This is a genomic window from Bradyrhizobium barranii subsp. barranii, from assembly GCF_017565645.3.
GTDB classification, from domain to species: Bacteria; Pseudomonadota; Alphaproteobacteria; order Rhizobiales; family Xanthobacteraceae; genus Bradyrhizobium; species Bradyrhizobium barranii.
In genome coordinates this window covers 1,178,653-1,189,821 of record NZ_CP086136.1, presented here as the reverse complement: position 1 = coordinate 1,189,821, position 11,169 = coordinate 1,178,653, and the positions used below count along the sequence as shown (strand labels likewise).

The 11,169-nt window shown below is 61.3% G+C and carries 5 protein-coding genes and 1 pseudogene; 4 read left to right on the top strand and 2 right to left on the bottom strand.

From position 1 onward, the window contains the following. Positions 1-5: 5 nt before the first annotated feature. Positions 6-6,929: a hypothetical protein gene (locus J4G43_RS05780; protein ID WP_208084229.1), complete on the bottom strand. Its 6,924-nt coding sequence runs from the start codon at positions 6,927-6,929 to the stop codon at positions 6-8. Between the two features lie 195 nt (positions 6,930-7,124). Further along, a pseudogene (locus J4G43_RS05775) lies at positions 7,125-8,250 on the bottom strand (IS3-like element ISRj2 family transposase). On the opposite strand from J4G43_RS05775, the gene J4G43_RS05770 reads away from it, so the two are divergent. From J4G43_RS05770 to J4G43_RS05755, 4 genes are all read left to right on the top strand, one after another. Next, positions 8,174-8,770: a LuxR C-terminal-related transcriptional regulator gene (locus J4G43_RS05770; RefSeq protein WP_225004647.1), complete on the top strand. Its 597-nt coding sequence runs from the start codon at positions 8,174-8,176 to the stop codon at positions 8,768-8,770. The pseudogene J4G43_RS05775 and the gene J4G43_RS05770 overlap by 77 nt on opposite strands. Before the next feature lie 45 nt (positions 8,771-8,815). Next, entirely contained in the window at positions 8,816-9,235 is a 420-nt protein-coding gene (locus J4G43_RS05765; RefSeq protein WP_208084228.1) for a response regulator transcription factor, read from the top strand. Between the two features lie 102 nt (positions 9,236-9,337). Next, on the top strand, positions 9,338-10,042 hold the full coding sequence (locus tag J4G43_RS05760) for a helix-turn-helix domain-containing protein (RefSeq protein WP_028154411.1): 705 nt from the start codon (positions 9,338-9,340) through the stop codon (positions 10,040-10,042). Positions 10,043-10,183: 141 nt separating this feature from the next. After that, positions 10,184-11,167: a zinc-dependent alcohol dehydrogenase family protein gene (locus J4G43_RS05755; RefSeq protein ID WP_028154412.1), complete on the top strand. Its 984-nt coding sequence runs from the start codon at positions 10,184-10,186 to the stop codon at positions 11,165-11,167. Positions 11,168-11,169: the final 2 nt, after the last annotated feature.

Here is an 11,169-nt window from a genome sequence, read left to right as displayed (position 1 = left end):
GCCACCTATTGCACGAGGTCGACATCGAAATAAGAAGCGTATTTCTTCCAATCTTCCGATTGGCAGATCGCCCTGGAAATAACATCCGCATCTTGAGGCGGAGGTTTCGCGGCAGACGGATACTCAGCGGTTGCCGCGGCGACGGTCAGCGGCTCGAGCGCGTCGCTGACAACGCTCGGATCGTTGAGCGCCGCAAAGCGGGTGACGGGTTGCAGCAGCCCGGGCTCGAGCTCCGTGCCGCCTCCGCCGCCGCCGGAGCCAAGCTGCGGCTCATTGTGCGATACCGTGACGGAATATGAGTAATCGATGAAGCCCACCGAGAATGAGAAGGTGAAAATAGCCTCGCCATACATATTGCCGTTGTCTTCGCCGAGGCTGACGTAGAGGCTCGCGGCGAAATTGAAAATCCAGATCGTCATGCTGCCAGCGGCGAGGAAAGTCCCCGCGATCTCGGTCGAATTCACGTTCCCGACCTTGAGAATGCGGATGAAAGTGCCGACCTGAACCTGAACCTGCGCTTCTAGCGGGCCGAAACTCAGCGAACCGCCGCCTCCGAACAGGAACGAGGCTTCGAAGCCCCGGATGCCGTCCGCGGCCGAGAACAGCGAGAAATAGCCCGATCCGGCATAGGGAAGTATGCTGATCGTGAATGGCGCCAGCCGCGTGCCGAGCGAAGTCTTGAACAAAGCCCCATCGGACGTAAACGGCAGATCGGCGGAAACGTCGAAAATGATGTTGAAAAAGGAAACTTCCCCGATGCCGATGCTGCCGAGGTTGACGCCATAACCCACTTCAATTCCCAGTGCCCAATCGAGCGGCCCGATGTGGAAGCCGGCACCGTCGCTCGGTGTCAGATAAGTCTGGAGCTCTTGGATGAAATCGAGCGCCGGACCGACCTCGTAGGATTGATAGACAACGTCGAACCGCGGGGCCGCGCCGTTGTTCGCCACAAAACTGGCGCCGCCGAAGCGCAGCGTGAGCGCATCGATGACCGAGCCCACCAGCTTGATCGCAAACGGCCCGAGCGAACCTGACGCCGCGAAATCGGTCTTCCCTCCGTTCAGCAGATCGACCTCGATCTTCGTCGTGAGCACGAAACGCGAGCCTAACTGGGCCTGGAAGATTGCGCCGTCATCAGGCTCTTTGGTCACCGTGCTGGCAAAGTCGTAGGAGAAAACAGCCTTTGTCGGCACCAGTTGCGCGATGGCATCAAGGATCGCATCGCGGAAGGCAGCAACGTCGATCAGCGCGAGAATGTTGCCCTTGAGCACCTGCGCCGCGAGATTCTGAACGTTCCCAGCGATTTGCAGCGGCGCTGCCTTTCCCGTGCTCCAACCGTCAATGAAGCGCACGAAATTGCCGATGGTGATGTCGGGCGGTGCAACCGGCGGCGTGTACGCAGCGATCTTTTTCAGGACCTCGGCTTCTTCGGCCAGGCGGTCTTTGGTCTCGAGAGCCTGGAGGATCGCATCGTTATCGGTCGGATCGTTGACGTCGACACCCCGCGGATCGAAAACCGGAGCAACGAACAGCGAGCGCCGCGCCTCGAGACTGAGCAACGGTGAGTTGATGTTGTCGGCGGCGGTGTTGCGAAGCTCGCGAAGGGTCTTGTAGGCCGAACTGAAGGTCTGCAACGGCGCCTGTGCCAAAACCACTACGGCACGCTGCAGATATTGCGGTAGTCCATTCGCGCGCGCCTGCAGTGCCCGCCAAGCCGCGAACGCGGCGGCCTCGGTTTTGTGCAGACCAGCGGAAAGCTGCTGATAGGTCTGCTCCGCCGTGCTGGTAAAGAGCGACTGGACGGTCGGCGTCGTGCCGGATGCAACGACCGGTGTCGCGAGAAGCCCGGCAATGGTTGCAGGCGCGGTCGCAATCGTCGTGTAGTTCGCAAATTTCCCAGACGCGTCGGAAAGGTCCTTCAATGCCGATACAAGGTTATCTTCGTCCGGCTTTAGACTCAAACCGATTGGACCAAGCACAGTGTCGAGCGAAGCCGTGGCGTTTCCAAGCGTCGTTTTGACAGCCGCGGCGAACTTGCCTCCGTCTATTAGAAACTTGATGAGGACATTTAACGCGCTTGTCATTGCAGCGGCGACACTTTTTTCCGTGTCTTTCCAACTCGTAGAATAGGTTTGCAATTGACCGCCGATTGACAGGCCGTTGATGTTGCCAATCGTGTCCAGCGCGCCCCCAAGGAGGGCGCTCCCAACAATGACCGCCGCGTGCCCTTTGATAAACTCTGCGAGGCGTCCTATGGCACCCGCTAAGGCGTCGCCAATCTCCTTGGCAGATTGCGCGCAGGCCTGTTCGTAGCCGGTCAGCTTGACGACAAGATCCTTGTCTACACTGGTCCAGTCAGCGTTCGGAATCAGGGAGACTGCGGCGCCCATTCTGGCAAGCCCGGTGACGACGGCGCAATACAACGCGCTGGCATCGCCCACCAGCCCAAGATCGCTCGCGGCCGACCCCGCCATGAGCCCGCGGGCATCACTTATCAACTTGAGTTGAAGCGTAACGTCGAGCCCCACCGCGGCTGCCTTGTTCTGGATATCCTGGGCATTAGCCGTCACAAGGTCTGCGACACTGTTGACCGTCGTCTGCGCTACTTTCATTGCCGAGAGAAACGCATCGAGCGATTTCATCGGCTCGAACGCAGCCGGGGTCGCGGTCGAAGGCGGGAAGTTGCTCTTTTTCTGCGCGATTGACCAATCGTGGTAGGTCTTGCAGTTGGCGATTTCCGCGGTGAAAGTCGCGAAATCCGCGCCGGTTGCTGGCGGCATCAGATCGGATCTCACCAGTTGACTTTGCAGGCCCTTGAAACCCTGCCTGAGCGTTTGGTCGATTCTAGTAAACGGCTCCTGACCAACGCCGATGATCATATCCGATAGCCCCGCCAAATCTTTCAGCGAGGCATCGATCTTGCCCGCGGCAATGTGCTTCCGCAGGCTATCGGCAGCAGCGACGAGGTTGGATATGAATGTCACCGCACTGTACAGATCCTGCATCATGGGCGCATTGGCAGGATCCAGGATGGACGCGGCGAAAGCATCGAGTTCAGCTTCAATGATGAAGGCGGCCTGCTTTTCGGCGTTGCTGCCCAGCTGAGCGAGGGCGTCCTTGGCGTTCTTGATTGCCTTCTTGACTTGATCTGCGACGGCAGCCTGGAAATTCTTGAAGGTCTCGTCGAGGCTTTTGCCGGTCAGGACGTCGGCAATGACGGCCTTCGCAAACTCCGCGACAGTGATGGTCAAATCCTGCTTGAACTGGGTATTGATAGCGTCGAACGCGTTTCCAATGCCGGTAGTTGTTTTTTGCGCGAGGGCGACAAGATCGGGCGCAGCGACCGCGAACGTCAGGGTATCGTCAAGCTCGTGGCTCGTATCCTGGACGACAAGGTTCTTCAGCCAAGCGTCGATCCTGTCCGCATTGAGGACGCTGGAAAGACCCGCTCCAAACTGCTTCATCGTGTCTTGGAACTGCGACGTCGGCTGCTGGAACCGCACGAGCGCGTCCTGCACCGCGCCGACGGCCGCGGCTTGCAGCCGCGCAACCGGATTGGAGGCGATGCGGTCGAGCGCCGCAGCGAATGTGCGGGCACTCTCGTAGACAGCGGCAAGATCGAGAAACATGCCGACCGGATCGTCATCCGTCTGCGCGGTCGCGATTTTTCCATCGAGGTCACGCAAACCTGCATCGATTTCAGGAAAGACCTGCGCGAGGCTAACCCCCTTCCCGGGGAACTGGCTCTGTATGTCGCGGCTCAGTTTCTGCCACTGCGTCTCCAGTTTATTTATCGCGTCTTGGAGCGGCGCCAGCACATGGGCGTGAATATCCTGAACCAGCTCTTGCGGGTCTGCGTTAAGCGCAGCGTCCGAGCCGAATTGCAGGGTCTCACGCAGAACCGGGGTTGCTCCAAGAAGCGAGGTGGTATCGAAGCCCAGGACCTGGAGCAGCTGGCGATAGCTGACGACGCCCAGAATTTTGGCATCGTCGCTGAAAAAGGTACTGAGAACTTTACGGATGGAGTCGAAAACATCCGAAGCCGAACTCACCTCGCTTGCCGCGCCTGGGGAAGCAACGCCAGTGGTCGGGGCGGCACTTGAGGATCCCGAAGCCGGCTGGACCTTATTCAGATACGGGTTCTGCGGGTCGAAGAAATCGGCGAGCGAGAGCAGGTCATGAAACTCGGGGTGCGGCGATACCGGAGCAATCAACGTAGCGCCGTCGGAAACTTGGATCGGCCCCCGTGGCTCCGGAGTGCCCTTGGGTTCGGTGGATAACGTCGGTCCCGACGCTTCGTAGATGATCGCCCCGGTTGCGCCGATCGGGCCGTTGCCCCGGCCAATTGCGACGATATTCGACTCGGGCCGGCCGACTCCTCCACTGCGATCGCCATTGCTGCCCATCTTCATGGCGATGCATGTTCGAAGGTTCAGGAAGATCTCGAGCGGATTTGTCGGCTTGTCCGAACCGGTGGCTTTCGGCGAAAAGCCGAAGCGCACGTAACGTCCGTCGTACTGCACGTCCACCGGCCGTGGAACGCCGCCGCTGAAGCGCTCGACGTTCTCGAGGCGAACTGTCGCCGTCTCCAGCGATGGATAGAACGGCGGCTGTTCCGCACCTTCGAGGATTGCCGTGGTGTCGTAAGCGGTGAGGTCTCCGTTCCAAACGTCGCCGGAGCTCTTCAAACCTGCATGCACGCTGACCACGATCGTCTGGGTCTTCAGGGTACAGTCGCCCGTTTTCGTTTCCTGGGCATAGCGGATGTTCTGGTCACGGAGCGCAGCGGTACGGCGTGGCAGCCAATTGGCCCATTTGCGATACGTTTCGACCAGCGCCTTCAACGACGCACCGGTGGTCGCCGCGATGTTGTCGACAAAGATCAGCGGCATCGACGTCTCGGCGCCGTCGATGGTGAAGTCAAATTTGATCAATCCCTGGTCGGTCTCGTTCACTCGCGGCCAGAACGCAAGGCCGGGTGACTGTGCCAGGTCGATGCGACCTCCCATGGGGTTTTCGGGATTCGTGGAGGGGTCTTTCGGCAACTGGTAGGGGTCTTGCAGGTCCGGTGTCTGCACCGTGCGCATTGTCACGTTCCGCGCGCACCACAGACGCCCCTCGAAGGGCTGGCCCACCGCGGGATAAGCCTGCGTCTTGCGCCCGATGCGTATGAAAATGCGTTGCACCAGCACCGCCTTCACACCCAGCGTTTCCGATCGCAGGAACAGCCGCTCCGTGAGCTTGACCAGCGAGGCGCGATGGCCGAGCGGGAATAAATAACCCTTGTAGACGACCTCGCCGACGATATCGCGCCCGAGCACGATCTCTGCTCGCCAACGCTCGATCGAAAAGCCGTCGAATATCTTGCCGCCCCACAAGTCGTTGGCGCCGGCCGACGGCAGGAACTGCGTATCGTGGATAAACGAGCCGCCGAGCGCACTCAGCCAAAGCTCGCGAACACGCAGTTGTTGCGGGCGCTGGATTGCCTGCGCGTCGTCCGCGTCGAGCACCGAAAAATCGTCGCCGGGTTCGATCTGGCCGGAACCGGCGACCAGGCCTCCCGCCACCTTGGAGCCAGCCGGATCGCCTTCGCGCGGCTTTCGCTTACCGATGACCGGCAGGCCGTAGGCCGAAGAAAGCAAAACCAGCTCGTGACGGTCGTAGGCATCAAGCGCCGAACGGAAGAACTGCAGGTTGCCGAGCGCCTTGCGGTCGTCGTCGCGACCGCAGAGCACGCGCAGGATGCGCCAGATGCGGTCGCGCAACGGCGGGGTACACAGCGCCGAAGACGTTGGAGTCGGCGCCGGAATGGGCGTCGGGCTGGGCACCGGGCTTGGTGCCGGACTAGGTGCGGGATTTGGCGTCGCGCTGGGGGCAGGACTCGGCGTGGCGCTGGGGGCCGGCGTCGGGATCTGGGCGGCGGGAGGCAACTTGGCGTTGACGCCGTCGGCCGTCAATGTCGCCGCGTCCATCTGCTCCTGACCAATGAACCAGGGAGCGAGCGGTCCGCGTGGCGGCGCGCCCTGCCCGATCTGGCGAACATCGCCGGGTTTCAGCCAGGTCAACGCGTTCGGCCGCAGATCGGGGGAATCGACGATGCGCAGATTAGGCTCGAGGCCGTCCAGGGCCAGTTGGACGACCCACAAGGGGCGATGCGAGCGCCTCACCGGATCGCCCGACTTCATGACGGTCTCGCCCCCGGGTCCTTCTGCCGGAGTGATCTTCGGCACCGTGCCGGCTTGCTCATGAACGACCTGCCAAGGCAATTTGCGCCTGTCGAGCCAGATCGCGTCCTGCGCAGTGGAAAGTGTGAGGCGCGCTGGAATCTCGATCGCGGTTTCGTAAGGCGTCGGCTTCCTGGCCAGCGCGGCGCGAATTTCTCCGAGCCTTTGTTCGGCGGTGACGCCGCCAATCGAAAGCCCCTGATAGGTCAGCACGTCATGGTCGGCGAGATTGGCGGCGCGCGCGCCGATCGGCGGCACGATCCCGCTTGCGTTGCCGTTGAACAATTTGCGCGCGCGCAACGTGACGGCCGGCTCGTGCCGCGACCAATCGGTCAGGTCGGCGAATGTAAAGTCGAGTTCCGGATAGGTGAAACCGCCGCTGTTCGGCGTTCGCGGCGAGGCGTCGGAACTGTAGTTCAGTCCCGCCTCCTCCGCCGTCGCATTCGGCACCGGAGCGCAATTGATATGGAAGGCCAGTCGGGTCGGCTGCGCAAGCCTTGCATCGCTGAGCTCGGAAAAGCCCGAGGGATCGTCGCCGACGATCTGCTGGATAAACCTCTTGATGAGCTCCCCTTCGCGCCCCTTCGTGCGGTCGCCTCTCGGATCATCAAACGGGTCTCTCGGCCGGGCGCCGGTCGCCGTGGGCTGCCAATTTGAACGGTTGTTCTCGGCAAAAAATTCGACATCGATCGAGTCCAGCGTCACCGGCGCCCACGGCTGCTTATCCTGTGCGTTGTTTCCCGGCTTGGCATAGAGAGCTGGCCCCGGTTGTTTGGACAGCGCCCCGCTGGATTTAAGTGGATTCCTGCCGGGTTATGCTGAACGCGGGGCTTTACGGTTTTGTCGTTGCGTCGGGAGGGCGTAGCCCGACCAGAGCGACGACAAAACCGTCGGCGACGGTCATGCGGCCATCACCATAGCTTGCGTGCCGAAGTAAGCCTCGTCGGGCGTGCGCCCGTCAAGGCTCGAGTGAGGGCGTCCCTGATTGTAGAAGGCCAGATACTTGGCAATTGACGCTCGCGCCTCGGACACGCTGTCGTAGGCGCGGAGATAAACTTCTTCGTATTTGACCGTGCGCCAGAGCCGCTCGACAAACACGTTGTCGCGCCAGGCGCCCTTGCCGTCCATGCTGATGGCGATCTTCGCGTCCAGCAGCACATCGGTGAACTCGAGGCTGGTGAACTGGCTGCCCTGATCCGTGTTGAAAATCTCGGGCCTGCCGTGCTTCGCCAACGCCTCCTGGACCGCTTCGACGCAGAAGGCCGCCTCCATTGTGATCGAGACGCGATGGGCCAGGACCCGTCGGCTGAACACATCGACGACCGCCGCGAGATAGACGAAGCCACGCCGCATCGGAATGTAGGTGATGTCCATTGCCCACGCATGGTCGGGCCGCTCGATCTTCAATCCGCGCAACAGGTACGGGTAGATCTTGTGACCCGGAGCCGGCTTGCTCGTGTTCGGGCGACGATAGACCGCCTCGATCCCCATGCGCTTCATCAGCGTCGCGATGTGGCGGCGACCGGCGTATACGCCCTCCCGCCGCAGCAACGATCGCAGCATACGCGCTCCCGCGAAGGGATAATCGAGATGCAGCTCATCGAGCCGACGCATCAAGGCAAGGTCCTCGGCCGAAACTGGCCGAGGTTCATAGTAGACCGTGCTGCGAGCCAGCTTCAGGACCTTCGCCTGGCGCACGATAGAAAGATCATGATCGCGGTCGATCATCGCTTTGCGCTCAGCAGGCCCGCCTTGGTGAGCGCGCCGGACAAAAAATCGTTTTCCAACGCCAGCTCGCCGATCTTGGCATGTAACGCCTTCAAATCGACCGGCGTCTCGGCCGATGTCTTGTCATGCCCAAACACGCCGGCGGCGCCTTCCAGGAGCTGGTTTTTCCAGATCGTGATCTGGTTCGGATGAACATCAAACGCGCCAGCTCCGCCAGTGTCTTGTCGCCTTTGACCGCAGCCAAAGCAACCTTCGCCTTGAATGCCGGAGAATGCGTCCGGCGGCTCTTCTTCGTCATCTTCGCTCCTGATTCGCAGCAAGAATCCTCGCCGCTGTCAGGCAGAAAATCCACTCAAGCTACTGTCCGAATTTGCGGGGCCAGCTCTGGGATCGAGCTGTTGAAGCGGATGAAGGCGCAGCACAGCCCGTTTCCGATCCTAATCATGACCGGTCACGGCGACGTGCCGCTTGCCGTCGAGGCGATGAAGCTCGGGGCGGTTGACTTCGTCGAGAAGCCGTTCGAAGACGATCCCCTCACCGCCATGATCGAATCTGCGCTCCGCCAGGCGGCACCGGCGGCCAAAAACGAAGCGATCGCGCAAGACATCGCCGCGCGTGTTGCCTCCCTGAGTCCCCGAGAACGCCAGGTTATGCAAGGTCTGGTCGCGGGCCTCTCAAATAAGCTGATCGCCCGCGACTACGACATCAGCCCACGCACGATCGAAGTATATCGGGCCAACGTGATGACCAAGATGCAGGCGAACAGCCTGTCGGAATTGGTGCGGCTGGCGATGCGCGCCGGTCTGCTCAACGATTGAGCCATGTCAAGGCCCTTCTTCACATCCTCTGCTAGTCAAGACGACATGATTGAGATCAGCTCGCACAATGAGCGGCTGTCGCCCCCTGCAAAATCTACCGTCTTTGTGGTTGATGACGATGCCGCAGTTCTGGGATCCTTGCGGTTCTTGCTGGAAACCGAAGGCTTTGCCGTGCGGACCTTTCGGAGTGCAACGGCGTTCCTGAATGCTGGCGATATGCCCAGTGCAGATTGTTACGTGATCGACTACAAGATGCCCGACATCAACGGCATCGAACTCGCCGGCCGGTTGCGCAAGTTTGATCGCGATGTGCCCGTGATCCTAATCACCGGCTATCCGGACAAGAACATCTCGACCCGGGCCGCGGCAGCCGGGGTGAAAGACGTGGTTTTAAAGCCCCTTCTTCTCGATGAAAACCTGGTCAAATGTATCCGCCGGGCCATCCAGGACCGGCGCGGACACTGACCTGCGGGATTCTACGTAGGTAGGCCCCCTTAAGGTATCGCTCGAACTTTCGCGACGCTCAATCCCGCGCAAGCATTGGTCATCACAACGGAGATGGCTCAGATGCTCACCCAGTCACTCAACACCAAGGCGATCAACACTCCGATCAGCGGCAGCAAGGTTGCCGTTTCCATCGATCCGGTCGCCGATCGGCTCGGCGCGATCACCGGCCATGCCGGCCTCGTCGCCACGGAATTCTCGTACCGCAAGGACGAGGAGATTTACGGCGAGGATGAGCCGGCCGAATATGTCTACCAGGTCGTCACCGGCGCGGTGCGCAGCTACAAGCTTCTTTCCGACGGCCGCCGCCAGATCGGCGCCTTTCACCTTCCCGGCGACGTGTTCGGTCTGGAATCCGGTGCCAGTCACCGGCTCGCCGCCGAGGCCATCATCGACACCACGGTGCGCCTGGTGAAGCGTGCGAGCCTTGAGAAGGCCTCCGGCACCGACGTCCAGGTCGCCCGCAAGCTCTGGACCATGACCGCCTCGGAGCTGCGCCACGCCGAAAATCACATGCTGCTTCTCGGACGTAAGACTGCGATGGAGCGCGTTGCTACCTTCCTGCTCGAAATGGACCGCCGCCTCGCCGTCGCGGGCATGATGGCGCTGCCGATGTGCCGTCGCGACATCGGCGACTATCTCGGCCTCACGCTAGAGACCGTGTCGCGCGCGCTGTCTCAGCTTCAGGCCCAGGGCATTCTCGGTTTCTCTGGCGCTCGCCAGATTGTGCTGCGCAACCGCCAGCGCCTGCACAATCTCGACGCCTGATTTGTCCTCCTAGTATCTGGGCCAGCTTCGAGAACCTGCGGGGAAGTCGCATGTTGCGCCGGCGTAGCGAACGGCGAACACTGACTTTAGATCCGACGGGACAAGACCCGGACGATGCACTTCGAGCCGCGGGAATGCGACATGTACGCGATGGTTCTCTCCGCACGCGGCGCGCCGTTGACATTCCAGCAACGAGCCGACCCGGTCCCCGGCCCCGGCGAGGTCCGCGTCAAGGTCAGCGCATGCGGCGTGTGCCGGACTGACCTGCACGTGGTGGATGGCGAGCTACCCGACATTTCCTATCCGATTATCCCGGGCCATGAAGTCGTGGGACGCATCGATGCTCTTGGCCCGGGCGTCAATGAGTTGGAGCTGGGCATGCGCGTAGGTGTTCCATGGCTCGGTTTCACTTGTGGCGAGTGCTTTTACTGCCGCACCGACAAGGAAAATCTGTGCGATCGTCCCGAATTCACCGGCTACACGCGCGACGGCGGCTTTGCCAGCCACCTCGTCGCCGACGCCCGATATTGCTTTCCACTCGGCGAGAACGGCGAGGACGCAGCTCTTTCACCCCTGCTCTGCGCCGGGCTGATCGGCTGGCGATCCCTGGTGATGGCCGGCGAGGGCAAAACGCTCGGCATCTATGGCTTTGGCGCGGCCGGCCATATCGTGGCACAGGTGGCCCGCGCAGAGGGACGGCAAGTTTACGCCTTCACCCGCGGCGGCGACCAGGAAGCACAGCAACTTGCGCTCTCGCTCGGCGTTGACTGGGCCGGCTCTTCGGAGGACATCCCGCCGACCGAGCTCGATGCCGCCATCATATACGCGCCAGTCGGAGCATTGGTACCGCTTGCCCTGCGCTCGGTGCGCAAGGGCGGACGCGTTGTGTGCGCCGGCATTCACATGTCCGACATCCCATCGTTCCCCTATCGCATTCTTTGGGGCGAACGGCAGATCGTATCGGTTGCAAACCTCACGCGAAAGGACGGCATCGATTTTCTCGCCGCCGCCGCAAAGATCAATATCCAGACACACACGACGGTATTCCCGCTCGTCGAGGCCAATGAAGCGCTCGCCCGCCTGAGGGAGGGCAAGCTGACTGGCGCAGCCGTTTTGCGGCCTTGACT